The sequence below is a fragment of the Barrientosiimonas humi genome (genome assembly GCF_006716095.1).
Taxonomy (GTDB): Bacteria; Actinomycetota; Actinomycetes; order Actinomycetales; family Dermatophilaceae; genus Barrientosiimonas; species Barrientosiimonas humi.
Genome location: NZ_VFOK01000001.1, coordinates 1376994 through 1401250, shown reverse-complemented (window position 1 = coordinate 1401250; position 24257 = coordinate 1376994). Strand labels below are relative to the sequence as shown.

The 24257-nt window shown below is 72.6% G+C and carries 24 protein-coding genes; 15 read left to right on the top strand and 9 right to left on the bottom strand.

The window, feature by feature from the left end; translation table 11 throughout:
* Positions 1–3 precede the first annotated feature (3 nt).
* Positions 4–897, bottom strand: coding sequence for a helix-turn-helix domain-containing protein (locus FB554_RS06590; RefSeq protein WP_142005241.1), 894 nt, complete (start codon positions 895–897; stop codon positions 4–6).
* A gap of 141 nt (positions 898–1038) precedes the next feature.
* On the opposite strand from FB554_RS06590, the gene FB554_RS06585 reads away from it, so the two are divergent.
* The 3 genes from FB554_RS06585 (at position 1039) to FB554_RS06575 (ending at position 3724) form a co-directional block, all read left to right on the top strand.
* Positions 1039–2292 carry an MFS transporter gene (locus FB554_RS06585; RefSeq protein WP_142005240.1) on the top strand — a complete coding sequence of 418 codons (1254 nt, stop codon included), beginning with the start codon at positions 1039–1041 and terminating at the stop codon, positions 2290–2292.
* A 49-nt stretch (positions 2293–2341) separates the two neighbouring features.
* Positions 2342–3385: a zinc-binding dehydrogenase gene (locus tag FB554_RS06580; protein WP_142005239.1), complete on the top strand. Its 1044-nt coding sequence runs from the start codon at positions 2342–2344 to the stop codon at positions 3383–3385.
* Between the two features lie 168 nt (positions 3386–3553).
* Entirely contained in the window at positions 3554–3724 is a 171-nt protein-coding gene (locus FB554_RS06575; RefSeq protein WP_236022313.1) for a PH domain-containing protein, read from the top strand.
* 15 nt (positions 3725–3739) lie between these two features.
* On the opposite strand, the gene FB554_RS17310 is transcribed toward FB554_RS06575, so the two are convergent.
* From FB554_RS17310 to FB554_RS06565, 3 genes are read right to left on the bottom strand one after another with little or no spacing between them, the layout of a single operon-like run.
* Positions 3740–4888 carry a GNAT family N-acetyltransferase gene (locus tag FB554_RS17310; protein WP_236022312.1) on the bottom strand — a complete coding sequence of 383 codons (1149 nt, stop codon included), beginning with the start codon at positions 4886–4888 and terminating at the stop codon, positions 3740–3742.
* A 58-nt stretch (positions 4889–4946) separates the two neighbouring features.
* Positions 4947–5099, bottom strand: a complete 153-nt coding sequence (locus FB554_RS17075) for an MFS transporter small subunit (protein WP_170206724.1) — start codon at positions 5097–5099, stop codon at positions 4947–4949.
* Entirely contained in the window at positions 5096–6490 is a 1395-nt protein-coding gene (locus FB554_RS06565; protein ID WP_211344542.1) for an OFA family MFS transporter, read from the bottom strand. Before FB554_RS06565 ends, FB554_RS17075 begins: the two co-directional genes overlap by 4 nt.
* Positions 6491–6638: 148 nt before the next feature.
* Between FB554_RS06565 and pdxT the strand changes: the two genes are divergently transcribed.
* From pdxT to FB554_RS06515, 10 genes are all read left to right on the top strand, one after another.
* Entirely contained in the window at positions 6639–7235 is a 597-nt protein-coding gene (pdxT, locus tag FB554_RS06560; protein WP_236022311.1) for a pyridoxal 5'-phosphate synthase glutaminase subunit PdxT, read from the top strand.
* A 67-nt stretch (positions 7236–7302) separates the two neighbouring features.
* The gene (locus tag FB554_RS06555; protein ID WP_142005237.1) at positions 7303–8076 is read left to right on the top strand and encodes a YebC/PmpR family DNA-binding transcriptional regulator; all 774 of its coding nucleotides are present in this window, start codon (positions 7303–7305) and stop codon (positions 8074–8076) included.
* A gap of 129 nt (positions 8077–8205) precedes the next feature.
* A complete protein-coding gene (gene ruvC / locus FB554_RS06550) occupies positions 8206–8739 on the top strand; it encodes a crossover junction endodeoxyribonuclease RuvC (RefSeq protein WP_142005236.1) in 534 nt (177 codons plus the stop codon).
* Positions 8736–9335, top strand: coding sequence for a Holliday junction branch migration protein RuvA (gene ruvA, locus FB554_RS06545; protein WP_142005235.1), 600 nt, complete (start codon positions 8736–8738; stop codon positions 9333–9335). The genes ruvC and ruvA overlap by 4 nt, the downstream gene beginning before the upstream one ends.
* The gene (ruvB, locus tag FB554_RS06540; protein ID WP_142005234.1) at positions 9332–10456 is read left to right on the top strand and encodes a Holliday junction branch migration DNA helicase RuvB; all 1125 of its coding nucleotides are present in this window, start codon (positions 9332–9334) and stop codon (positions 10454–10456) included. Before ruvA ends, ruvB begins: the two co-directional genes overlap by 4 nt.
* Positions 10457–10598: 142 nt before the next feature.
* Positions 10599–11051, top strand: coding sequence for a preprotein translocase subunit YajC (gene yajC, locus FB554_RS06535; RefSeq protein ID WP_142005233.1), 453 nt, complete (start codon positions 10599–10601; stop codon positions 11049–11051).
* A gap of 2 nt (positions 11052–11053) precedes the next feature.
* Positions 11054–13069: a protein translocase subunit SecD gene (gene secD / locus FB554_RS06530; RefSeq protein WP_142005232.1), complete on the top strand. Its 2016-nt coding sequence runs from the start codon at positions 11054–11056 to the stop codon at positions 13067–13069.
* Positions 13069–14223: a protein translocase subunit SecF gene (gene secF / locus FB554_RS06525; protein ID WP_142005231.1), complete on the top strand. Its 1155-nt coding sequence runs from the start codon at positions 13069–13071 to the stop codon at positions 14221–14223. The genes secD and secF overlap by 1 nt, the downstream gene beginning before the upstream one ends.
* Positions 14220–14750, top strand: a complete 531-nt coding sequence (locus FB554_RS06520; RefSeq protein WP_142005230.1) for an adenine phosphoribosyltransferase — start codon at positions 14220–14222, stop codon at positions 14748–14750. Before secF ends, FB554_RS06520 begins: the two co-directional genes overlap by 4 nt.
* A gap of 47 nt (positions 14751–14797) precedes the next feature.
* Positions 14798–17080, top strand: a complete 2283-nt coding sequence (locus tag FB554_RS06515) for a RelA/SpoT family protein (RefSeq protein ID WP_142005229.1) — start codon at positions 14798–14800, stop codon at positions 17078–17080.
* 49 nt (positions 17081–17129) lie between these two features.
* Here FB554_RS06515 and FB554_RS06510 read toward each other — a convergent pair whose 3' ends face one another.
* The 4 genes from FB554_RS06510 to FB554_RS06495 are packed head-to-tail and all read right to left on the bottom strand — an operon-like array spanning position 17130 to position 21392.
* A complete protein-coding gene (locus FB554_RS06510; RefSeq protein WP_142005228.1) occupies positions 17130–17714 on the bottom strand; it encodes a peroxidase-related enzyme in 585 nt (194 codons plus the stop codon).
* Positions 17711–19060, bottom strand: a complete 1350-nt coding sequence (locus FB554_RS06505; protein WP_142005227.1) for a M18 family aminopeptidase — start codon at positions 19058–19060, stop codon at positions 17711–17713. Before FB554_RS06505 ends, FB554_RS06510 begins: the two co-directional genes overlap by 4 nt.
* A complete protein-coding gene (locus FB554_RS06500; RefSeq protein WP_236022310.1) occupies positions 19057–20652 on the bottom strand; it encodes a DUF349 domain-containing protein in 1596 nt (531 codons plus the stop codon). Before FB554_RS06500 ends, FB554_RS06505 begins: the two co-directional genes overlap by 4 nt.
* A 5-nt stretch (positions 20653–20657) precedes the next feature.
* A complete protein-coding gene (locus FB554_RS06495; protein WP_170206797.1) occupies positions 20658–21392 on the bottom strand; it encodes a peptidylprolyl isomerase in 735 nt (244 codons plus the stop codon).
* Positions 21393–21518: 126 nt separating this feature from the next.
* On the opposite strand from FB554_RS06495, the gene FB554_RS06490 reads away from it, so the two are divergent.
* Together FB554_RS06490 and hisS are read left to right on the top strand one after the other, a co-directional pair.
* Positions 21519–22214, top strand: coding sequence for an MBL fold metallo-hydrolase (locus FB554_RS06490; protein ID WP_142005226.1), 696 nt, complete (start codon positions 21519–21521; stop codon positions 22212–22214).
* Between the two features lie 19 nt (positions 22215–22233).
* Complete coding sequence (hisS, locus tag FB554_RS06485; RefSeq protein ID WP_142005225.1) at positions 22234–23580, top strand: histidine--tRNA ligase; 1347 nt, start codon at positions 22234–22236, stop codon at positions 23578–23580.
* Here hisS and FB554_RS06480 read toward each other — a convergent pair.
* Positions 23549–24181, bottom strand: coding sequence for a hypothetical protein (locus FB554_RS06480; protein ID WP_142005224.1), 633 nt, complete (start codon positions 24179–24181; stop codon positions 23549–23551). The genes hisS and FB554_RS06480 overlap by 32 nt on opposite strands.
* Between the last annotated feature and the right edge of the window lie 76 nt (positions 24182–24257).

The window sequence follows — 24257 nt, the reverse complement described above, 5'->3', positions numbered from 1 at the left end:
ACGTCAGCCCACGGTGCGCGGGCTCGTCTCCGGACCGGCCGGCGCCGCCCAGCTCGCCAGGAGCTGCAGCTGCTGCTCGTGCGCCGACCCCGGCTCGGCGGTGTAGAACGACAGGTCGTGCCAGGCGCGCTGCCCGGTGGGAAGCGTCACGGACTGATAGGTGAGCTCGATCTCGCCGACGGCCGGGTGCCGCAACCGCTTGATCCCCTCGTGCCGGATCCGGATGTCGTGCGCGGCCCAGAAGGAGGCGAACTCCTCGCTGGCCGTGGACAGCTCGCCGATCAGCTCACGCAGCGCCTTGTCGTACGGCTCGCGGCCGGCCTCGGCGCGCAGCAGCGCCACGGTGGCGGCCGCGCCGTCGGCCCATTCGACGAAGAAGTCCTTCGAGGACTCGTCGAGGAAGTGGTATCTCGCGAAGTTCGGGACGCCCGCCGCCGTCGTCGTCGGGCTGGCGAACATCGGCGCGTGCAGGGCCCGCCCCAGCGCGTTCGACCCGAGGACGTCGAGGTGGCCGTTGCGCACGAACGCGGCCGACATCGTCACCGAGTCGAGCATCCACTGCACCTGCGGGGCGACCGTGGCGTCGCGGCGCCGGCGGTCCGCCCGGCGGTGCGCGGGCTTGGCGGCGCGGGCCATGTCGTGCAGGTAGGTGCGCTCGTCGTCGTCGAGGCGTAGCGCCGCCGCCACCGCGTCGAGCACCTCGGCCGACACCTCGGCGATGTGCCCCTTCTCCAGCCGGGTGTACCACTCGGTGCTCACGCCGGCGAGCACGGCGACCTCCTCGCGGCGCAGCCCGGGCACCCTGCGCCGGGCGCTCGTGGGCAGGCCGACCTGGTCGGGGGTGAGCCTCGCCCGCCTGGTGGCGAGGAAGTCGCGGATGTCGGCGCGGTTGTCCATGACCGACGACGCTACGCGCACCCGCCGCCCGGAGAGGGGTCGAGATTCTGCCCCCATAACTCCGACCTTCCCCACCCGCGGGAACGGCGGTCCGATGGATCACGACCGATCCACGTCCGCACCCGCTGAGGTAGTTCTTCCATGTCAGACACATCCACCCTGGCCCCGGCCGGCGGCCCGCGCACCCCCGACGCGGCCACGCCCGACCGGCGCCTCCCGCTCGTCGTGCACGTGCTCGCGCTCGGCACGTTCCTCATGCTCACCACCGAGTTCGTCGTCGCGGGGATCCTCCCCGAGATCGCCGGCGACCTCGGCATCTCGTGGGGCCAGGCCGGCTCGCTCATCACCGTCTTCGCGGTCGGCATGATCATCGGGGCTCCGGTGATGACCCTGGCCACGATGCGCATCTCGCAGAAGCTCACGCTGCTCCTGGCGCTGGTGGTCTTCGTCGCAGGGCACGTCTTCGTCGCGCTGGGCTCGAGCCTCTCCGCCCTGCTCGTGGCGCGGTTCGTCACCGCCCTCGCCACCGGCGCCTTCTGGGCGGTCGCGGCCGTCGTGGCCTCCCGCGCCGCCGGACCCGCGCTCGGCTCGCGCGCCGTGGGGATCGTCGCTGCGGGCGGTTCGCTGGCGACCGTCCTCGGAGTGCCCCTGGGGGCGTACGTCGCTCAGCAGGTCGGATGGCGAGGCACCTTCTGGGCGCTGGCGGCTGCGGCCGCGCTGGCCGTGGTCCTCGTCGAGCGGCTCGTCCCACGCGACGAGCCGCACGCGCCGTCGGCGACGATGCTGTCCGAGCTCGTCGACCTGCGCTCCGGGCGGCTGTGGCTCGTGCTCGCCGCGTGCGTGACGACCACGGGCGGGGTGCTGGCGGCCTACTCCTTCGTCGCTCCGGTGCTCGTCGAGCGGGCGGGCCTGTCCGCGTCGCTCGTGCCGCTCGTCCTCACCGGGTTCGGCGTCGGGTCGTTCGTCGGCACGATCGTCGGCGGCCGTCTCGGCGACGCGCACCCGCACCTGGTGACGGTCGTGACGCCCGCGGTGACCACGCTCGTCCTGCTCGCGATGGCGCTGCTCACCGGCTCGACCGGAGCCACGGTCGCCCTGCTGGTGGTGCTCGGTCTGTTCGGGCTCAGCGCCAACAGCGTGCTCATCCACCTCGCCGTCGGGTTCGCGGGACGCGCGGCGACCCTCGGTTCGGCGCTCAGCGTCGCGGCCTTCAACGTCGGGACCGCGATCGGCACCGCGGTTGCCGGGGCGGTCATCGCGACCCCGCTCGGGCTGACCGGACCCACCCTGGTCGGCGCCGCATTCGTCGCGCTCACGCTGATCCCGGTCGGCGTGCTCGCTCTCCTGGCTCGCCGATCGGGCCGGGCCGCGGGCTCCCCGGCCGGGTCGCGCTGACCTGCGCCATACGTACACCAATCACGCTGTCACAGAAAGAGATTCAACGATGCGCGCAACCCTCATGCACTCCGCCGGCGACGTCCGGATCGAGGACGTCCCCGACTCGCGGATCAAGAACCCCACGGATGCTCTGGTGCGGATCACCGCGTCCTGCGTCTGCGGGTCCGACCTGCACCCCTATCGCTCGATGGCGCCCGGGAGCGGCCCGGCGCGGATGGGGCACGAGCTCATCGGCGTCGTCGAGGACGTCGGCCCCGAGGTGGTGACGCTGCGACCGGGCGACCTGGTCGTCGCGCCGTTCGCGATCTCGGACAGCACCTGCGCGTTCTGCCGCGAGGGGCTGCACACCTCCTGCGCCCACCACGAGGCGAGCTTCTGGGACGGCATCGACGACGAGGGCGGGCAGGCCGAGGCCGTGCGCGTGCCGCTCGCCGACGGCACGCTCGTGAAGCTGCCGGTGGCCGCCGACTCGGCGCTGGTCCCGTCGCTGCTGACGCTGGCCGACGTGCTCGGGACGGGCTACCACGCCGCGAAGATGGCTGGCGTCCGACCCGGCCACCGGGTGACCGTGATCGGCGACGGCGCGGTGGGACTGCTCGCGGTCCTGTCGGCGAAGCGGCTCGGCGCCGAGCAGATCATCCTGATGGGGCGGCACCCGGCGCGCACCGACCTCGGGCGCGAGCTCGGCGCGACCGACGTCGTCGCCGAGCGCGGCGAGGAGGGCGTCGCCCGGGTGCGCGAGCTGACCGGCGGCCAGGGGACGCACGCGGTGCTCGAGGCGGTCGGGCACCTGCCGGCCTACGAGCAGGCCTTCGGCGTCGTCCGCCCGGGCGGGGTGATCAGCCGGGTCGGAGTCCCGCAGTACGAGGAGGCGCCGATCGGGTTCGGCAGCCTGTTCCGGCACAACGTCCGGCTGGCCGGCGGGCCTGCGCCGGTGCGGGCGTACATCGAGGAGCTGCTGCCCGACATCCTCGACGGGACGATCGAGCCCGGGAAGGTGTTCGACGTCGAGACCGACCTCGCCGGAGTGCCCGGTGGCTACCGGGACATGGACGAGCGGCGCAGCCTGAAGGTGCTGGTGCGACTGTGACCAGCCGAGCGATAACCGAGGACGTCAAGCATGTGATGTTCGGTGTGACCGTGCTCAACAACGACAACTTCGAGCGCGCAGACGTGACGTTTACCTCGAAGTAGTCAGCCGGCTGGCCGGTTCGACGAAACGGCCCCTGGAATCCCCATGCGCAGGCAGGATCTGCGCATGGGGATTCTTCACGGGCTCGCAGGAAACATGCAGCAGATCGACCAGCAGCAGGCGGCGGCCGAGTACGGCCCATGGTTGCTGGAAGGGGAGCAGGTCCAGAGCGCGTACAAGATGCTGCGTGACGGCTTCTGCATCACGAACCACCGAATCAACGCCGCCGATCGCTGAGCACTGTGCGTCGTGTCAGGTGCCCAGCTCGACCCGCAGCCAGCGGAAGGCGTGCAGGTCCTCCGGGGTCAGGTCGACCGGTCCGTCCAGGTCGGCCCGGAACGACACGCTCGTCCCGGGCCGCCCGCCACCCGCGACCGGGGCGAGCTCGCGGTCGGGGAGGCCGTGCCGATAGGTCTGTGACCACGACCCGTCCGCGCGACGGTTCTCGTGCACGAGCACGCTGCTGAGCGCAGCAACGCTCGACATGCCGCGCCGCGGGAGCCCGTCGGGGAGCAGGGGAGCGGCGGCCTCGTCCTGGAAACGGACGTCCGGCGTCGCCATCACCGGTTTGCGCACGACGCGGCCCTGCCCGTCACGGCGGGTGTCGGTGCCCCGGCCGTCGTCGCTGATCGTGACCGTCCCGTCGGGATGGGTCGTCACCACGGCCGTCCCGACGCGCCCCAGCCGGGCAGCCTCGTCGTCGGCGTACGCGAGCACCTCGAGGATCAGGTGGCGTCGCCCGCCGGCGACCCCAGGGCGGCTCAGCCGCTCGCGCACCTGCGCCAGATGCTCGCCGTCGACGTCGTTGCTCCAGCGGTGCGTGGTGGTCAGCCAGGCGGATCGATCGTTCGCCGGCGCGTCGTCGCCGGCCACGCCGTCCGGAAGCACCATCAGCAGCACGTCGGGCTCTTCGTTGCCCAGCCAGTCCGGCCGGCCGGTGCCGACCTCGACCCAGCCGCGGTGCCGATAGACGGCGGCCGCCCGCGAGTGCCGCTGTACGACATTGAGGACCGGCGCGGCGCCCTCGCCTCGCGCGGCGCTCACCGCCACGTCCAGCAACCGCCCGCCGACACCGCTCCCGACGACGTCGTGAGCCACGAAAAGCACTGACACGCAAAGCAGCTCGGCGACCGGCCGGTCCGCGCCGCGGGACCACTGCTCGGCGAACGGGTCGTCGGGAAGGACCTGTGTCAACGACACGTGACCCACCACGGTGCCGTCGACCTCGGCCACCCACGTGGAGCGCTCGGTCGCGCGCCGCACGAAGTGCTCCGGCGGGAACGGGAGCGGCCAGCGCAGCGGGTAGCGCGACGTCGGCTGCTGCGCGGCGAGGACCTCGACCAGCCGAGGCAGGTCGTCGTCGCGGCGCGGTCGGACGGTCACCGGTGCGGGAGCGGTCACCCGGCCGAGCCTAGGGCCAGGCCCCGACCTGTCGGCCCGACCGCTCAGCGCTCAGCGCTCAGCCACCGAACAGCTGCAGCGCCTTCAGGATCGCCTGCCACACGCCGTACAGGAGCGGGATGGCGACGACCACCCACGCGGCCACCACCAGGGCCATGCTGCTGTCGGACCCGCCCGGGACCTCGAGCTCGTCGTTTCCGCGGTCGTTCATCGCACACCTCCATCGGTCACGGGCTCGGCGTCACGCGCAGCGTGCGCCAGCGGGTCGAAGTGCTTCTCGTCGACCGGCCGGATCAGCAGGTTCGCGACGAAGCCGACCACCAGGATCGCCACCATCGTGAGCAGCGCCGGGCGGTAGTCCGACGCCACCAGGTTGCCGGGATGCCCTGCGGCGTCGAGGAACCCGTTGACGATCAGCGGGCCGACAACACCGGCCGCGGACCACGCGGTGAGCAGCCGGCCGTGGATCGCCCCGACCTCGAGCGTGCCGAACAGGTCCTTCAGGTAGGCCGGCACGGTGGCGAACCCGCCGCCGTAGAACGAGATGATCACCAGCGCCAGCACCACGAAGATGCCGGTGGCGGAGTTGCCGACGGTCGCGAGCAGGGCGTACATCACGGCCCCGACGCCCAGATACATCATGTACGTCCGTCGCCGGCCGATGATGTCCGACGTCGTCGACCACGCGAACCGGCCGAGCATGTTCGCCACGCTGAGCATTCCGACGAATCCGGCTGCCACTGCTGCGGATACGGTCGACGCGCCGTTCTCGCGGAAGAAGTCCTGGATCATCGGCGCGGCCTGCTCGAGGATGCCGATGCCGGCCGTCACGTTGCAGAACAGCACGACCCACAGGAACCAGAACTGCCGGGTGCGCATGGCCTCGGTGGCCCGCACGAGCGCCCCGCCGTAACCCGGCTGGTGGGCGACCTCGTCGTCGTGGCCGCCGTATCCCGGAGGGAGCCGGATCAGGGCGACGCCGATCATCATGAAGACCGCGTAGATCAGGCCCAGCGTGACGAAGGTGCTGGTGAGCGCCTCGGTCGAGGCGACCGCGCCGCGCGCGTTGGGGTCGAAGTCGCTGTCGAACCAGCGCAGCAGCTGGTTCGACAGGGGAGCGGCCACCAGGGCGCCGCCGCCGAAGCCCATGATCGCCATGCCGGTGGCGAGGCCGGGCCGGTCGGGGAACCACTTGATCAGCGTGGAGACGGGGGAGATGTAGCCGATGCCGAGCCCGATGCCGCCCAGCACGCCGTACCCGAGGTAGAGCAGCCACAGCTGGCCGGTCGCGATGCCGAGCGCGCCCACGAGGAACCCGACCGACCAGAAGACCGCCGACACGAGCATCGCCCGCCGTGGCCCGTTGCGCTCGACCCAGCGACCGCCGAACGCCGCCGCGAGCCCGAGGAAGACGATGGCGATGGAGAACACCCACGCCACGGCGGTCTGCGAGGAGCCGAACCGCTCGACGAGCGAGGTCTTGAACACCGAGAAGGCGTAGACCTGCCCGATGGACATGTGGACGGCCAACGCGGCGGGCGGGATCAGCCAGCGGCTGTAGCCGCTCCCGGCCACCGATGACTGCTTGTCGAGGAACGCCAAGGCAAAGCCTCCGTGATGCAGGTGACGGTGCACTGGTCGTAGTGCAGGTTTCAACCTAGTGATGCGAAGGCCTGTCCTGCGTCACCCCGAGGGGTCAGGTTCGAGACCGTCCGACCCCGCGCGGGCCGCGCGACCTACGCTCGCCGTCGTGAGCAAGACCGTGGGAGTCCTGGCCGTCCAGGGCGACGTGCGCGAGCACCTGGTCGCCCTGCGCGAGAGCGGGGCGGAGGCCGTGCCCGTGCGCCGGCCCGAGGAGCTGGAACGGGTCGACGGGCTGGTGCTGCCCGGCGGGGAGTCGACCACGATGATCCGGCTGCTGCGGACGTTCGACCTGCTCGCCCCGCTCCGCGAGCGGATCGCGGACGGGCTGCCGGCGTACGGCTCGTGCGCGGGCATGATCCTGCTCGCCGACCAGGTGCTCGACGGTCAGCCCGACCAGGAGACCGTCGGCGGTCTGGACGTGATCGTGCGGCGCAACGCCTTCGGCCGGCAGGTCGACTCGTTCGAGACCGACCTCGAGCTCACGGGCGTGGCGGGCGGCCCGGTGCACGCTGTGTTCATCCGCGCGCCGTGGGTCGAGGCGAGCGGCCCCGAGGTCGAGGTGCTGGCGACCGTTCCGTCCGGCCCGGCCGCGGGCCGGGTCGTGGCCGTACGCCAGGGTCACCTCCTCGCGACGTCCTTCCATCCCGAGGTGACCGGTGACCACCGGGTGCACGCCGCGTTCGTCGATTCGCTCGCTGGGTAGGATCGACCAGGCTCGCGGGCCAGGACCGGCGAGCGAGATCGGCACGACGGACGGGTACGAGGGAGACATGAGCGGTCACTCCAAGTGGGCGACGACCAAGCACAAGAAGGCTGCGATCGACGCCAAGCGCGGCAAGCTGTTCGCCAAGCTCATCAAGAACATCGAGGTGGCGGCGCGGCAGGGCGGTGGCGACCCCACCGGCAACCCCACGCTCTTCGACGCGATCCAGAAGGCCAAGAAGTCCTCGGTCCCCAACGACAACATCGACCGCGCGGTCAAGCGCGGCTCGGGTGCCGAGGCCGGCGGCGCCGACTACCAGGCGCTGACCTACGAGGGCTACGCCCCGGGCGGGGTGGCGCTGCTCATCGAGGTGCTGACCGACAACAAGAACCGGGCCGTCGCCGAGGTGCGCACCGCGCTGAACAAGAACGGCGGCAGCATGGCCGAGTCCGGCTCGGTCGCCTACATCTTCAACCGCAAGGGCGTCGTCATCGTGCCCAAGCAGCAGGACGGCAAGGGCGAGACCACCGAGGACGACCTGCTCGAGGTGGTCCTCGACGCCGGCGCCGAGGAGGTCAACGACCTCGGCGAGTCCTTCGAGGTCGTCTCCGAGGCCGGCGACGTCGTCGCGGTGCGCGAGTCGCTGCAGGGCGCGGGTCTGGACTACGACTCCGCCGAGGCGTCGTGGCTGCCCAACGTCGAGGTCCCGCTCGACAAGGACGGCGCCAAGAAGATGTTCCGGATCATCGAGGCGCTCGAGGACAGCGACGACGTGCAGAACGTTTTCGCCAACGGCGACGTCCCCGACGACGTCCTCGTGCAGCTCGGCGCCGAGGACTGACCGACTCGCCCGGCAGCCTCCCCGGCCGCGCGGGTGAGCGCGGTTAGGGTCGGAGCCGCCGAACACCTGTTCGGCCCGGGTCGGCAGGGCGTACGTCGGCGCGGCCGCGCGATCGAACGGAGCAGCCTGGTGCGAGTGCTCGGAGTCGACCCCGGACTGACCCGCTGCGGTCTCGGGGTCGTCGAGGGGGGCATCGGACAACCGCTGCGGATGGTCGCGGTGGGGGTCGTGCGCACGCCGCCGGGCGACGACCCGGCCGAGCGGCTGCTCAGCCTGCAGACCGAGATCGACGACTGGATGCACGCGCACGAGCCCGACGCCGTGGCCGTCGAGCGGGTCTTCGCCAAGGCCAACATCAAGGGGATCATGGGCACCGCGCAGGCCTCCGCCGTCCCGATGCTCGCGGCCGCCCGCCGCGGGCTGCCGCTCGCGCTGCACACCCCGTCCGAGGTCAAGGCGGCCGTCACCGGCAACGGTCGCGCCGACAAGGCCCAGGTCACCTCGATGGTCACCCGCATCCTGCGCCTGCAGGTCGCCCCGCGCCCGGCCGACGCCGCCGACGCGCTGGCCCTCGCGATCTGTCACGTGTGGCGCGGCGGCGCCCACGACCGCATCGCCCAGGCCGTGGCGGCCCAGCAGGCGCGGGCGGGAGCGCGCCGATGATCGCCTCGTTGCGCGGCACCACGCTCACCACCGGGCTCGACCACCTGGTCGTCGAGGTCGGCGGCGTCGGCATGCTCGTCCACACCACGCCCGCCGTGGCGGCCGCGAACCGACCCGGCCAGGAGGCCACGCTCGCCACCTCGCTGGTGGTGCGTGAGGAGTCGCTCACCCTCTACGGCTTCAGCGACTCCTCCGAGCGCGACCTGTTCGAGCAGGTGCAGACCGTCTCCGGCGTGGGGCCGCGGCTGGCGCTGGCCATGCTGTCGGTCCACGACCCCGACGCGCTGCGCGCGGCGATCGGCGACGGCGACCTCGTGGCGCTCACCAAGATCCCCGGCATCGGCAAGAAGAGCGCCGAGCGGATCGTGCTCGAGCTGCGCGACAAGGTCGGCGTCGCCGCCGGCCCGGGCGGCTCGTCCACCGCGCCCGCAGCCCCGGCCGACCAGCACCTGCAGCAGGTCAGCGAGGCGCTGGTCGGGCTCGGGTGGAGCGCCAAGCAGGCCGACGACGCCGTCGAGCGGGTCACCGCGGCCGAACCCGCCAGCACCGACGTCTCGCAGCTGCTGCGCCTGGCCCTGCGGGAGCTCGGCCGATGAGCCAGCAGGGCCACCACTCCGACGACTCCCACGGGCACGACCCGTACGCCGACGACTCCTACGACGCCTCGGCCCGGATCGTCGACCCGGGCGGCGACGCCGAGGAGCGGCGCATCGAGGCGGCGCTGCGTCCGCGGCGGCTCGCCGAGTTCCCGGGTCAGCCGCGGGTCAGCGACCAGCTCGCGCTCGTGCTCGAGGCCGCCCGCCGCCGCGGGGCGCCGCCCGACCACATCTTGCTGTCCGGCCCGCCCGGCCTCGGCAAGACGTCGCTGGCGATGATCGTCGCCGCCGAGCTGGAGCAGCCGATCCGGATCACCAGCGGCCCGGCGATCCAGCACGCCGGCGACCTCGCGGCGATCCTGTCCTCGCTCGCCGAGGGCGAGGTGCTCTTCCTCGACGAGATCCACCGGATGGCCCGGCCCGCCGAGGAGATGCTCTACCTCGCGATGGAGGACTTCCGCGTCGACGTGATCGTCGGCAAGGGTCCGGGCGCCACCGCGATCCCGCTGGAGCTGCCGCCGTTCACGGTGGTGGGAGCCACGACCCGCGCGGGGCTGCTGCCGGCCCCGCTGCGCGACCGGTTCGGGTTCACCGGCCACCTCGACTACTACTCCGCCGACGATCTCTCGGCCATCCTCACCCGCAGCGCCGGGCTGCTCGGGGTCGAGGCGACCCCCGAGGGCATCCGCGAGGTGGCGGGCCGCTCCCGGGGCACCCCCCGCATCGCCAACCGGCTGCTGCGCCGGGTGCGCGACTACGCCCAGGTGCACGGCTCGGCCGTCGTCGACCTGCCGTCGGCCCGCGCCGCCCTCGAGCTGTTCGACGTCGACGACCGCGGCCTGGACCGCCTCGACCGGGCCGTGCTCGAGGCCCTGTGCCGACGCTTCGGCGGGGGACCGGTGGGCCTGTCCACGCTGGCGGTCGCGGTGGGCGAGGAGCCCGACACCGTCGAGACGGTGAGCGAGCCCTACCTCGTGCGCGAGGGCTACCTGATCCGCACCCCGCGCGGCCGGGCCGCGGCCCCGCTGGCCTGGCAGCACCTCGGCCTGACCCCGCCCGACTCCGCCGGAACCACCACGGCTCCGCTTCCGTTCGAGCAGGAAGGACGCTTCTCACCCTGAGGGCGGGAGGCGTCCCGGTCGCCCCGGGTTGGGGCACCGGGGTCGCTCACCTAGACTCTGCCGTTGGTTCCGGGCACCGCGGCCCCGGTCCACCTCAGCGGCCTTGCCGTGGTCGTCCACCGAAACCAGAGGAATGACTCGTATGCCGTCACTGGCCACCGCCAGCGAGCAGAACAGCAACGCCTTCGGTGGCGTCCTGCTGCTGCTCCTGCCCCTGCTGCTCTTCGGCTTCCTGATCTGGTCGCAGCGGCGCCGCGCCAAGCAGTTCCAGCAGGCGCAGGCCGAGCTGCGGGTCGGCCAGGACGTCGCGACCACCTCGGGCCTGCTCGGCACGCTCGTCGGCCTCGACGACGACACCGCCGAGATCGAGGCCGCCCCGGGCGTACGTCTGCGGTTCGACCGGCGTGCCGTGGTCCCCTCGAGCGTGGTCCAGGCGACGGCCGACCGACCGGCGGACCGGGAGGCCGAGCAGGCGCCCGGGCAGGTCGACCAGACCCCCGGCCAGGCGCCCCAGCAGCACCCGGACCAGACCCCCGGGCAGCCGACCGACCGTCCTGCCGACCCTCGCCGCGACGTCGACGGGCGTGAAGGCTGACGATGAGCTCTCCCACCCGCAACCGCCGCCAGACCCGCAAGCAGCAGCGGCCCAAGGGCACCCTCGCCCTGCTGCTCGCGCTGGTCGTGGCGCTCCTCGGCGGCATCGCCGCCTCCACCGTCTGGGGCAACCCCGAGGGTCAGTGGACCCCCAAGCTGGGTCTGGACCTCGAGGGCGGCCGCCAGATCGTGCTCGAGCCGGTCGTGGGGGAGTCGGCCGAGATCTCCGCGCCACAGGTGCAGCAGGCCGTCAACATCATCCGCCAGCGCGTCGACGGCAGCGGTGTGGCCGAGGCCGAGGTCACCACCCTCGGTGAGCGCAACATCGTGGTGTCCATCCCGGGTGAGCCCAGCGAAGAGATGCTGAGCTCGCTGGCCCGCTCCTCGCAGCTGTCGTTCCGCGCGGTCATCCAAAGCCAGCCCAACCAGCCGCCGCAGATCACCCTGCCGCAGCCGCCCACCCCGGCTCCCGCGGCCCCGTCGCCCAGCGCCAGCCCGTCGGCCGGCGCGAACCCGTCGGCGAGCCCGACGTCCGGCGGTGCCTCGGTCGCGCCCAACACCAGCGCGCCCGCCACCAGCACCCCGCGCCCCTCGGCCCCCGCGTCGTCGCCCACCCCGAGCGCGACCGGTGCCAACGGCGCCTACCCGCAGGCGTTCCCCGCGGCCGACGAAACCAGCACGCCGAGCCCGAGCGCGCCCAGCAGCGCGCCCGCCTCGTCCGCGCCGGCCACGACCCCCGCCAGCCCGCGCGCGAGCACCCCGGCCCCCAGCACGCCCGCACCCTCTCCGTCGCCGAGCCGGCCGGCCGGCCCGTCCAGCCCGAGCGACACCCAGTGGGCGCAGCGCCCGGTCTCCCAGGCCTGGGTCTCCGCCGGTGTCGTCGAGCGCGGCGCGACCTACGCCGAGCTGCTCGCGGCGTACGACTGCTCCAACCAGGAGCACCGCCAGCTCGCGGCGGTCGCCGACCCCAAGCAGCCGGTCGTCATGTGCGACCAGGAGGGGACCACCAAGTTCCTGATGGGGCCGACCGAGGTCAACGGCTCGATGGTCAGCGACGCGACCTCCGGCCCGGAGACCAACCAGCAGGGCGTCCAGACCGGCGGCACCCAGATCAACCTGACGTTCGACGAGCAGGGCAAGACCGCCTTCGGCAACATGACCCGCCGGCTCGCCGGCTTCCAGAACGGCACCCCGCAGAACCAGTCGGCGATCATCGTCGACGGCCAGGTGCTCGAGGCGCTCGGCACCACCGAGGCGATCACCACCGGCGAGGCCCGCATCACCGGCCAGTTCACCGCCGAGAGCGGCAAGACGCTGGCCGACCAGCTGAAGTTCGGTGCGCTGCCGTTCTCCTTCGAGGAGCTCACCAACGACCAGATCAGCCCGCAGCTCGGTCGCGACCAGCTGACCAAGGGGCTGATCGCCGGTGCGATCGGTCTGGCGCTGGTCGTCGTCTACTCCCTCTTCCAGTACCGCGCGCTCGGCCTGGTGACCGTCGCCTCGCTGGCGATCGCGGGTCTGCTGACCTACCTGGCCGTGACGCTGCTCGGCTACGCCGCGAACTTCCGGCTCACCATGGCCGGTGTGACGGGTCTGATCGTCGCCATCGGTGTCACCGCCGACAGCTTCATCGTCTACTTCGAACGCGTGCGCGACGAGGTCAGATCGGGCCGCCCGTTGCGCGCCGCCGTCGAGACCGGGTGGGGCCGTGCGCGGCGCACCATCATCATCTCCGACGTCGTGAACTTCATGGCCGCGACGATCCTCTACCTGCTGTCGGAGTCCAACGTGAAGGCGTTCGCCTTCACCCTGGGCCTCAGCACGGTGATCGACCTGATCGTCGTCATGCTGTTCACCCACCCGATGCTCACGCTGCTGGCCCGCACCAAGTTCTTCGGGCAGGGTCACCGGCTCTCCGGGCTCGACCCCGACCGGCTCGGGGCCCGCGGCGTGACGTACGCCGGGCGCGGCCGGGTGACCATCGCCGACCGGCGAGCAGCCCAGGAAGGGACCGTCTGATGGCCAGCTTCGCCCAGTTCGGCAACGACCTCTACACCGGCAAGCGCCAGATCGACTTCGTCGGCAAGCGCAAGGTCTGGTACATCGCGAGCGTCGTCCTGCTGGTCGTCGCCGCCGTCGGCGTCTTCGGCAAGGGGCTCAACTTCTCGCTGGAGTTCCGCGGCGGCTCCGAGGTGCGTGTGCCCGGCGTGACGTCGATGGCGAACTACGACACCCGCGCCAAGGACGTCGTGCGCGAGGTCACCGGCAGCGACAGCAGCGTCATCGTCACCCAGATCGGCGACAACGAGGTCCGGGTGCAGACCGAGCGGCTCGGCGACGGCTCGCCCGCCGCGACGGCCAGCACCCGCGCCGCGCTGGCCGAGGAGTTCGGCGTCTCCGAGCGCAACGTCACCTCGACGTTCATCGGCCCCTCGTGGGGCGAGACCGTCACCCGCCAGGCGATCAAGGCGCTCATCTGGTTCCTCGCGCTGCTGAGCGTGGTGCTGGCGCTGTACTTCCGCACCTGGAAGATGGCGCTGGCCGCGCTCGTCGCGCTGCTGCACGACGTCTTCCTCACCGTCGGCATCTACGCCCTCACCGGCTTCGAGGTCAGCCCGGCCACGATGATCGGCTTCCTGACGATCCTCGGCTACTCGATCTACGACACGGTCGTCGTGTTCGACAAGGTGCGCGAGAACGTCCACGAGGCGCAGGCCACCGGGCAGCGCAACTTCGACCAGGCGGCCAACTACGCCATCAACCAGACGCTGGTGCGCTCGATCAACACCTCGATCGTGGCGCTGCTGCCGATCGCGGTCGTCGTGGCCTTCGGGTTCACCCTCATCGGACCGGGCACCCTGCTCGACCTCGCGATCGTGCTGTTCATCGGCATCGCGGTCGGCACGTTCTCCTCGATCTTCATCGCGACCCCGCTGCTGACCGACCTGCGCCGGGGCGAGCCGGCGATGCGCGAGCTCGCGAAGCGGGCGCGGACGTACCAGCTGTCGCAGCGCGCGGCCATGGCCGAGGCCGACACGCCGCGGGCCACGCCGGGGGAGAGCGCCTCCGGCGTCGTCGAGCCGGAGCGCGCCGCCGCCGCCGCGGCGGCCCGGGCCACCCGCACCAAGAAGCGCGACGTGCACCCGATGGCCCGCGTCGACCGCGACCGATGAGCACCGCCTCGGCCGCCCAGACGGTGCTGGCGCACACCACCGACGTCGCCGACTTCCCGAAGCCGGGGATCCAGTTCAAGGACCTCAGCCCGCTGTACGCCGACCACGAGGCGTTCCGCGCCGTGATCGCCGACGTCGTGCAGCGCCGGCGCGGCAGCGTCGACCTGGTCTGCGGCATCGAGGCGCGCGGCTTCGTCGTCGGCGCCCCGGTCGCGCTCGGGCTCGACGCCGGGTTCGTGCCGGTGCGCAAGGCCGGCAAGCTGCCCGGCCCCACGCTGGCGGAGACCTACGAGCTGGAGTACGGCACCGCCACGATCGAGGTGCACCCCGAGCCGTTCACCGACGGCCCGCGGGTGCTGCTGATCGACGACGTGCTCGCCACCGGCGGCACCGCCCGGGCCGCGGCCGCGCTGCTGCGTCGGGCCGGGGCGCAGGTCGTCGGGTTCGAGGCGCTGCTGGAGCTGACCGCCCTCGACGGGCGGGCCAGGCTCGACGGGCTCCCCACCCACGCCGTCGCCGGCGTGTGAGCGCACGCGCGTCCGAGAGCCTGACCGGCCAGCACTAGACTCCGTGCATGGCTGAGGAGGCACGGCAGACCGGGCACGCGGCGTCCCGCGTGCGCGCGCGTCTGGTGCGCTTCGGCGGGCCCAAGCCGACCGGCCACCGGGTCCTGGAGCCGCTGCTGCGCACGGTGCGCACCACCCACCCGCGCGCCGACCTCGGAGTGATCGAGCGGGCGTACGACGTCGCCGAGCGGGCGCACGCCGGCCAGATGCGCAAGAGCGGCGACCCCTACATCACCCACCCGCTGGCCGTCGCCACGATCCTCGCCGAGCTGGGCATGACCCCGCCCACCCTCGCGGCCGCGCTGCTGCACGACACGGTCGAGGACACCGAGTACTCCCTGGAGCAGCTGCGCGCCGAGTTCGGCGACGAGATCGCGATGCTCGTCGACGGCGTCACCAAGCTCGACAAGGTCAAGTACGGCGAGGCCGCCCAGTCCGAGACCGTGCGCAAGATGGTCATCGCGATGGCCAAGGACATCCGGGTGCTGGTCATCAAGCTCGCCGACCGGCTGCACAACGCCCGCACCTGGCGCTACGTGTCGGCGGCGTCGGCCCAGCGCAAGGCCACCGAGACCCTGGAGATCTACGCCCCGCTGGCGCACCGGCTCGGCATGAACACCATCAAGTGGGAGCTGGAGGACCTGTCGTTCGCGACGCTCTACCCCAAGGTCTACGACGAGATCGTGCGCCTGGTGGCCGACCGCGCCCCCGCCCGCGAGGAATACCTGCGCGGCGTGCGCGAGCAGGTAACCGCCGACCTGCGGGCCGCCAAGATCAAGGGCACCGTCACCGGCCGACCCAAGCACTACTACAGCGTCTACCAGAAGATGATCGTGCGCGGCCGCGACTTCGAGGACATCTACGACCTCGTCGCGATGCGCGTCCTGGTGGAGTCGGTGCGCGACTGCTACGCCGTGCTCGGCACGATCCATGCGCGATGGAGCCCGATCCCCGGGCGGTTCAAGGACTACATCGCGATGCCGAAGTTCAACATGTACCAGTCCTTGCACACCACGGTCATCGGGCCCGAGGGCAAGCCGGTCGAGATCCAGATCCGCACCCACCAGATGCACCGCCGCGCCGAATACGGCGTCGCCGCGCACTGGAAGTACAAGGACGACGCCAAGGCGCTCGAGCCCGCCGGCGGTGGCAAGACCGACACCGGCCCGATCAACGACATGGCCTGGCTGCGCCAGCTGCTGGAGTGGCAGCGCGAGACGGCCGACCCGGGGGAGTTCCTGGAGTCGCTGCGGTTCGACGTCGGCAGCCGCGAGGTCTACGTCTTCACGCCCAAGGGCGAGGTCATGCCGCTGCCCGCGGGCTCGACGCCGGTGGACTTCGCATACGCCGTGCACACCGAGGTGGGCCACCACTGCATCGGCGCCCGGGTCAACGGCCGGCTCGTGCCGCTGGAGAGCCAGCTCGACAACGGTGACGTCGTCGAGGTGCTCACCTCCAAGGCCGACGGCGCCGGGCCGAGCCGCGACTGGCTGACGTTCGTCAAGAGCCCGCGGGCGCGCAGCAAGATCAAGCAGTGGTTCTCCAAGGAGCGCCGCGAGGAGGCCATCGAGTCCGGCAAGGACCACCTGGCCAAGACGATCCGCAAGCAGGGCCTCGGCATCCAGCGGCTCATGTCGCACGACATGCTCACCCACGTCGCGACCCAGCTGCGCTACACCGACATCGACGCGCTGTACGCCGCCGTGGGCGACAACCACGTCTCGCCCGAGCACGTGGTCAAGCAGCTGGTCGCCAACCTCGGCGGAGAGGACGGCGCCACCGAGGACCTGGCCGAGGCCGCCATCGCCACGCCCGGCGCCATGCGCCGCAGCCGCGCCGGCGACCCCGGCGTCACCGTCGTCGGCACCGACGACGTGTGGATCAAGCTCGCCCGCTGCTGCACCCCGGTGCCGGGCGACGACATCATCGGCTTCGTCACCACCGGCAAGGGCGTCTCGGTGCACCGGCGCGACTGCACCAACGCCGCGCAGCTGCTGTCCCAGCCCGAGCGGCTCATCGAGGTCGCGTGGGCGCCGTCGGCCGACAGCGTGTTCCTGGTGCAGCTGCAGGTCGAGGCGCTGGACCGCAACGGCCTGCTCACCGACGTCACCAAGGTGCTGTCCGAGCAGCACGTCAACATCCTGTCGGCCAGCGTGAGCACCAGCCGCGACCGCGTGGCGATCTCGAAGTTCACCTTCGAGATGGGCGACCCGAGCCACCTCGACCACGTGATGAAGGCCGTACGCCGGGTGGACGGGGTCTTCGACGTCCACCGCATCACGGGCGTCTGATCTCGTTGCGGCGCACCGGTTTTCGGCGGACGCCGCGGCGGGGAGGGCGTCAGTCCCTCGGGACTCGACCCATCAGGTGGAACTCCGGGTTGGGCATGATCCCGAAGGCGTGGGCGAGGCGGTTGGACATCGAGAAGAACGCCGTGATCGCGCTCATGTCCCAGACGGCGTCGTCGCTCCAGCCGGCGGCGCGCAGCGCGTCGTGGTCGGCGTCGTCGACGTCCTCGGGCCGGACCGACAGCAGCACGCAGTAGTCCAGCATCGCCCGCTGCCTGTCGGTGAGGTCGGCCTGGCGGTAGCTCGTCGCGAGGTAGTCGGCGACCAGCGGGTCCTTGGCCCGGATCCGCAGGATCGCTCCGTGCGCCACGACGCAGTAGAGGCAGTCGCGCTCGGCGCTGGTGGCGACCACGATCATCTCGCGCTCGGCCTTGGTGAGCGGCTCGTCGGCGTTCATGAGCTCGTCGTGGTAGTCCATGAACAGCCGCAGCTGCGCCGGTCGGTGCGCCAGCGCCAGGAACACGTTGGGCACGAAGCCGGACTTCTCCTGCACGGCGAGGATCCGCTCGCGCAGGTCCTCCGGCAGGTCGGCGACCTCCGGCACGGGGAAGCGGCTGATCCGCGCCGGCCCGCTCACGCCGGCACCCTGCGCAGCGGCACGGCCGGCGACAGGAACGCGGCCAGGCAGGCGGCGTACATCGCCTGGTCGGGCGCGCCCGCGAGCTCGCGCGTCGAGTGCATGGACAGCGTGGGGGCGCCGAAGTCGACGGTCGTGGCGCCCGTCGACGCCGCGGTCATCGGGCCGACGGTGCTGCCGCAGGGCAGGTCGGAGCGGGTGACGAACTCCTGCACGGGCACGCCCGCCTGGTCGCCGGCGGCGCGGAACGCGGCGGCGCCGAGGGAGTCGGTGGCGTAGCGCAGGTTGGTGTTGATCTTCAGCACCGGCCCGCCGTTCATGGCGATGGTGTGCTGCGGCTCGTGCCGGTCGGCGTAGTTGGGGTGGGTGGCGTGGGCCATGTCGCCGCTGGCGATCACCGTTGCCGCGAGCGCCCGGTGCAGCTCGTCGCGTCCGCCGCCCAGCTGACCGACGATGCGCTCGACGACCGTCGGGAACAGCTGCGAGAACGCCCCCCGCTCGCTCATGCTGCCGACCTCCTCGTGGTCGAACAGCACCAGCACCTGGGTGGTGGGCTCGACCGGCGCCTGCTCGACGGCCGCGACCAGCGCGCGGGTGCCGGCGTGGCTCGTGGCGAGGTTGTCCAGCCGTGCGGCGGCGACCAGCTCGCGCTCCCGGCCGATGCGTCGCGCCGGGGTCAGGTCGTGGGTCATCAGGTCCCAGCCCAGGACGTCGTCGCGCGAGACGTCCAGCTGCTCGGCGACGTACGTCTGGAAGTCGCCGGGCGCGTCGCCGAGCCCCCAGTGGGGCGCGAGGTGCTGCTGCCTGTTGAGCCGCAGCCCCTCGTCGTTGATGGCGCGGTCGAGGTGGATGGCCAGCTGCGAGACGCGCAGGATCGGCTCGTCGACGCGCAGCAGGCGCGGCTCGAGCGCGTCACCCGAGCGCACCGTCACCCGGCCGGACAGGCCCAGGTCGCGGTCGAGCCAGGAGTTGACCAGCGCCCCGCCGTAGACCTCGACGCCCAGCAGCTGCCACCCGGCCCGCGCCAGGTCGGGCCGCGGCTTGATGCGCAGGTTGGGGGAGTCGGTGTGCGCGCCGACCACCCGCATCGGGCTGTCCGCGCCGGCCGCGTGCTCGGTCGACCAGGCCACGAGGGAACCGCCGCGCACGGTGCAGAAGCGGCCCTTCTCCTGCGGCCACGGCTCGGTCTCCTCGAGGCGGACGAAGCCGGCCTCCTCGAGCATCGCCGCGGTCGTCTCGACCGCGTGGAACGGGGAGGGGCTCGCGTCGACGTACGCGCACAGCCCGTCGGCCACCTCGTCGACCGTGAAGGCCAGCGCGCCCGAGCCGCTGGTGGCGGCGCTCACCGGAACTCGCTGAGGCCGCCGCGGGCCTGCTGCAACCAGGCCTCGCGCGCCTGCAGGGCCTCGCGGGCCTCACGGATCTTGCGCTCGTCGCCACCGGACTCGGCCTTGGCCAGGTCGTCCTTGAGCCCGGCGACGGCCGACTCCAGCTGGTCGACCATCGAGCGGGCGCGGGCCTCCAGCTCGGGGTCGGTCTTCTTCCAGCGGGTCTGCTCGGCGTCGCGCACGGTCTGCTCGACCTTGCGCATGGCCCGCTCGATGCGGTCCATGTCCTTGCGCGGCACCTTGCCGGCGGCGTCCCACTTGTCCTGGATGGTGCGCAGCTTGGACTTGGTGGCCGCGAGGTCCTTGACCGGCAGCAGCGCCTGGGCCTCGGTGAGCAGACCCTCCTTGACCTTGAGGTTGGCCTCGAACTCGACGTTCTCGGCGGCCACCACCTCGTCCTTGGCGTGGAAGAAGGTGTCCTGGGCGGTCTTGAACTTCTGCCACAGCGCGTCGTCGTCGGCGCGCGAGGCGCGACCGGCCTGGCGCCACTCGCCCATGAGCCGCTTGAACGCCGACGCGGTCGGTCCCCAGTCCTTGCTCGTCGCGAGCTTCTCGGCCTCGGCCACCAGCCGCTGCTTCTCGGCCTTGGCGGAGGCGTGCTGCTCGTCGAGCTGGGCGAAGTGCGCCCGGCGCGTCTTGTCGAACCCGTTGCGCGCCGCGGAGAAGCGCTGCCACAGGGCGTTCTCGGTGGTCTTGTCCAGCCGGGCCTCGCCCCGCTGCAGCGCCTTCCACTCGTCGAGCAGCTCACGCATGCGGCCGGTGCTCTGCTTCCACTGCACCTTCTCGACCGGCTGGGCGGCGATCTTCTCGGCCTCGGCCACGACGGTCTCGCGCTTGGCCAGCGCGGCCTGGCGTGCGGCGGCCCGCTGCTCGCCCTCGACCTGGCTCTTGGCGCGCAGCGCGGTGGAGATCTGCTCCACCGTGGCGTCCAGCCGGGCCAGGTCGCCGACGACGTGGGCGTCGCCCACCTGGGCGCGCAGCGCCTTCAGCGACTCCTGCCCGTCGTGCGTGCTCAGGTCGGTCTGGGTCACCCGCTGCAGCAGCAGCGAGGCACTGGCGAACAGCTCGTCGTACTTGCGGGCGAAGTACGCCAGCGCCTCCTCGGGGGTCGAGCCCGGGTAGGAGCCGACCTCGCGCTCGCCGTCGGGGGTGCGCACGAAGACGGTGCCGTCGTCGGCCACCCGCCCGAAGGAGGAGGCGTCGCTGCTGCTCGGGGCAGGTGCCGCCGGGGCCGGCGTCGCCTCGGCCGCCGCAGAGGCGGCAGCGGAGGCCGCGGGGCCGGCCGGCGGGCGCGGTGCCGGGTGGATGGAGGCCGGGCTCGGCACCGGGCCGGGCTTGGGAGCCGCGCCCGCCTCGGGTGCGCTGCTCGCCTCGGGTGCCTCCGGCGCCGTGGCCGGCTCGCTCGGCTGGGCTGCCTCCGCCGGCGTGGCCGGCTCGCTCGGCTGGGCTGCCTCCGGCGCCGTGGCCGGCTCGCTGGGCTGGGGGGCGTCCGCGGGCGTCGGCGACTCGGGGGTCGTGGGCTGCTCGTCGGGCGTGGTGGGGTCTGACATCGTGCTCAGGCCTTCTTCTCAGTGACGGTCACCGTCAGGATGCTCACCGGCTGCTTGGGGGCGCCGTCCGGCTCACCGGAGGAGGTGCCCTGCTGCGCGATGCTGCGCAGCACCGGCATCCCCTCGACGACCTTGCCGAAGATCGTGTAGCCGCCGTACTCAGGGGGGATGGTGCTGTCGGCGTAGGTCAGGAAGAACTGTCCGCCGTTGCTGTTGGGGTCGTTGCTGCGGGCCATCGCGACCGTGCCGGCGGGGTAGGACCCGTCGGACGGGGCGTTCTCGATGCCGAAGCCGTAACCCGGGTTGCCGGTGCCCGTGCCGGTCGGGTCGCCGCACTGCAGCACCGACAGCGAGCCGCCGCCCGCGGTCAGCCGGTGGCAGGGGCTGTCCTTCCAGTAGCCCGCGCGGGCCAGGTGCATGAACGAGGCGACCGTCTGCGGCGCCTTGGCCCCGTCGAGCTCGAGCACCAGGTCGCCGCAGCTCGTGCGGATCGTCGCGGTGAACGTCTTGCCGCGGGCCGCGTCGGCCGAGGGGACCTGGTCGAAGCTGCGCGCCGACGACGGCGTGGCCGGCGGATCCTGGCACGACACCGCGCTGCCCGGCGCCGTGGCCGCCGGCGAAGCGGGGGACGAGGCCGAGTCGGTGCTCTGCGGCGCGTCGCCGGTGGCGCACCCGGTCACGGCGAGCAGCACGAGGGCAGCGAGGGACGCCGCGCGGTGCGGACGCTTTCGGGGCAGCACGCAGCAGCTCCTGACGGTGAGACGACCGGGGTGCTGGTCAGTCTAAGGACCGGCACGCCGGTGTCACCCGGGTTGTGGTCACGAGGTGATGACAGTCGGTGACCCGCCGCCCCGTAGGCTGCCCGTGTGCTGACCGCCGCCTTCCCCGCCGCCGCGTTCGGGACGAACTGCTACGTGCTGGCCACCGGCCGCGGTGAGGAGTGCCTGGTCGTCGACCCCGGCATCGGCATCGAGGAGCAGCTGCGCGAGGTGCTCACCGAGCTGCGGCTCAAGCCCGCCGCCGTGCTGCTGACGCACGGTCACATCGACCACGTCTACTCGGTGACGCCCGTGTGCGGGGGCCAGCTGGGGGCGTACATCCACGCCGACGACCGACACCGGCTGCGCGACCCGCTCGCGTCGCTGGACCCGGCGCTGCTCGGCATGTTCGAGCAGCAGTTCGGCCGCGCCGCGACCTGGACCGAGCCGAGCGACGTGCGCGAGATCAGCGACGGCACCACGCTCGACCTGGCCGGGCTCACGCTGTCGGTGCAGCACGCCCCCGGCCACACGGAGGGCTCGGTGCTGTTCGGGCTCGATCAGGTGCCCGACGGCGTCGAGGACCAGGCCGAGGTGACCTCGACCGTGCTGAGCGGCGACGTGCTGTTCGCCGGGTCGATCGGCCGCACCGACCTGCCCGGCGGCGACCATGCCGCGATGCAGCGGTCGCTGCGCGACGTGGTGCTGCCGCTGCCCGACCCCACGCTGGTGCTGCCCGGCCACGGCCCGGCCACCACGATGCGCCAGGAGCGCACCACCAACCCCTACCTGCAAGATCTCTGACGAAGGAACACCAGACACGATGGCCAGCAAGGTCACCCCGCTGAGCGGCTTCCAGGAGTGGCTGCCCGCGCAGCGGATCGTCGAGCAGCGCTTCACCGACACCCTGCGCGAGGTGTTCGAGCTGCACGGCTTCGCCTCGATCCGCACCCGGGCGGTCGAGCCCGTCGACCGGCTCGGCGGGCAGGGTGAGGACGCCGACAAGGAGATCTACGGCGTACGCCGGCTGGCCGCCACCGACGAGGACGGCGAGCCCGGCATGGGGCTGCACTTCGACCTCACCGTCCCGTTCGCGCGCTACGTGCTCGAGAACGCCGGGCACCTGACCTTCCCGTTCCGGCGCTACCAGATCCAGCCCGCGTGGCGGGGCGAGCGACCCCAGCGGCTGCGCTACCGCGAGTTCGTGCAGGCCGACATCGACATCGTGGACAGCGGCGACCTGCCGTTCCACTACGAGGTCGAGATCCCGCTCGTCGTCGCCGACGCCTTCTCCCGGCTCCCGGTCGGGGAGTTCCGCATCCACGTGAACAACCGCAAGATCCCCGAGGGGTTCTACCGCGGGCTCGGGATCGACGACGTCACCACCGTGCTGCGCATCGTCGACAAGCTCGACAAGCTGCCCCCGGAGGCCGTGCGCGAGCGGCTGCTCGCCGACGCCGGGCTCACCGCCGAGCAGGCCGACCAGTGCCTCGCCCTCGCGACCGTGCGTACGGACGACACCGGTTTCGTCGACCAGGTGCGGGCGCTCGGCGTCAGCCACCCCACGCTCGACGAGGGGCTCGACCAGCTGGCGCAGGTGATGGCCGCCGCGGCCGAGCACGCGCCCGGCCTGCTGCTCGCCGACCTGATGATCGCCCGCGGCCTGGACTACTACACCGGCACGGTCTACGAGATCCGCCTCGTCGACGCCCCCGAGGGCACCCCCTCGATCGGCGGCGGCGGGCGGTACGACGCCCTCGCCTCCGACGGCAAGCGCACCTTCCCCGGGGTCGGCATCTCGATCGGCATCTCCCGCCTGCTCGGACTCCTCGTGGGGGAGCAGGGGTTGGTCGCCGACCGCGAGACCCCGGTCGCGGTGCTCGTCGCGGTGAACGACGAGGACTCGCGCGCCGAGTCGATGCGCATCGCCGCCGCCCTGCGGCGTCGCGGCGTCCCGACCCTGGTCTCGCCGAAGGCTGCCAAGTTCGGCAAGCAGATCCGGTTCGCCGACCGCCGCGGTATCCCTTACGTGTGGTTCCCCGGCGCGGGCGAGGCCGGCGGCGACGCGGTCAAGGACATCCGGTCCGGCGAGCAGGTCGACGCCGACCGCGACGTCTGGTCCCCGCCCGCCGAGGACCTCACCGCGGCTCTGGTGACGCCGGAGGCGTGAACCCGCCCGTCGGCGGGTCCGCCGGCGGCTGCGGCTCGACCGGAGGCTGATCCACCGGAGGCTGATCGACCGGCCCCGCCACGCGCGGGTTGAGCCCCAGCGAGGCCAGGTCCAGACCCGCGACGGCCTTGATGGGCGCGACGTCCGGCCCGTCGTACGCCTCGATCGCCCGGGCGAGCCGCACCCGCTGGGCGTAGCGCCAGCGAGCCAGCGCCCAGAACGACAGGACGAGCAGGATCGGCAGCGCGGCGGTCAGCAGCCCGAGCAGCTGGCCGAGCTGGTCGGTGCCGGTCTGGATGTCGCGGCCGGCCTGCTGCACGGTGGAGCCCGCCGTGGCCGCCCGGTCGAACGGTGGGCGCAGCTCCTCGCCGACCACCGGCACCCGCTGCAGCCGCGAGCCGGCGTCGGTCATGCTGCCGGCGAAGTCGCCGCCGGCGGTCTCCAGCTTGGCGGCGCCCTGACCGGCCGCGGCCGACCGGGCGTGCACCGTCGTGCCGACCCAGACCCACAGCGCGACCCAGACCGGGACGAGCAGGTCGCCGACGACCTGGCGGGTTCGCCGCGCGGGCTGGTCGGCGTAGAACGTGAGACCTCCGAGCATGGGCAAAGGCTGTCAGCGCCGGGGTGGCGCCGCCAGCGGAACCGGCACAGCTGTGGGGAGCCGGCCCCGGGCCGGT

Excerpts from the sequence above, each read along its gene's own strand:
- FB554_RS06590 (WP_142005241.1), bottom strand. The coding sequence starts at position 897 with ATGGACAACCGCGCCGACATCCGCGACTTCCTCGCCACCAGGCGGGCG.
- FB554_RS06585 (WP_142005240.1), top strand. The coding sequence starts at position 1,039 with ATGTCAGACACATCCACCCTGGCCCCGGCCGGCGGCCCGCGCACCCCC.
- FB554_RS06580 (WP_142005239.1), top strand. The coding sequence starts at position 2,342 with ATGCGCGCAACCCTCATGCACTCCGCCGGCGACGTCCGGATCGAGGAC.
- FB554_RS06575 (WP_236022313.1), top strand. The coding sequence starts at position 3,554 with ATGGGGATTCTTCACGGGCTCGCAGGAAACATGCAGCAGATCGACCAG.
- FB554_RS17075 (WP_170206724.1), bottom strand. The coding sequence starts at position 5,099 with ATGAACGACCGCGGAAACGACGAGCTCGAGGTCCCGGGCGGGTCCGAC.
- FB554_RS06555 (WP_142005237.1), top strand. The coding sequence starts at position 7,303 with ATGAGCGGTCACTCCAAGTGGGCGACGACCAAGCACAAGAAGGCTGCG.
- ruvA (WP_142005235.1), top strand. The coding sequence starts at position 8,736 with ATGATCGCCTCGTTGCGCGGCACCACGCTCACCACCGGGCTCGACCAC.
- ruvB (WP_142005234.1), top strand. The coding sequence starts at position 9,332 with ATGAGCCAGCAGGGCCACCACTCCGACGACTCCCACGGGCACGACCCG.
- yajC (WP_142005233.1), top strand. The coding sequence starts at position 10,599 with ATGCCGTCACTGGCCACCGCCAGCGAGCAGAACAGCAACGCCTTCGGT.
- secD (WP_142005232.1), top strand. The coding sequence starts at position 11,054 with ATGAGCTCTCCCACCCGCAACCGCCGCCAGACCCGCAAGCAGCAGCGG.
- secF (WP_142005231.1), top strand. The coding sequence starts at position 13,069 with ATGGCCAGCTTCGCCCAGTTCGGCAACGACCTCTACACCGGCAAGCGC.
- FB554_RS06520 (WP_142005230.1), top strand. The coding sequence starts at position 14,220 with ATGAGCACCGCCTCGGCCGCCCAGACGGTGCTGGCGCACACCACCGAC.
- FB554_RS06515 (WP_142005229.1), top strand. The coding sequence starts at position 14,798 with ATGGCTGAGGAGGCACGGCAGACCGGGCACGCGGCGTCCCGCGTGCGC.
- FB554_RS06500 (WP_236022310.1), bottom strand. The coding sequence starts at position 20,652 with ATGTCAGACCCCACCACGCCCGACGAGCAGCCCACGACCCCCGAGTCG.
- hisS (WP_142005225.1), top strand. The coding sequence starts at position 22,234 with ATGGCCAGCAAGGTCACCCCGCTGAGCGGCTTCCAGGAGTGGCTGCCC.
- FB554_RS06480 (WP_142005224.1), bottom strand. The coding sequence starts at position 24,181 with ATGCTCGGAGGTCTCACGTTCTACGCCGACCAGCCCGCGCGGCGAACC.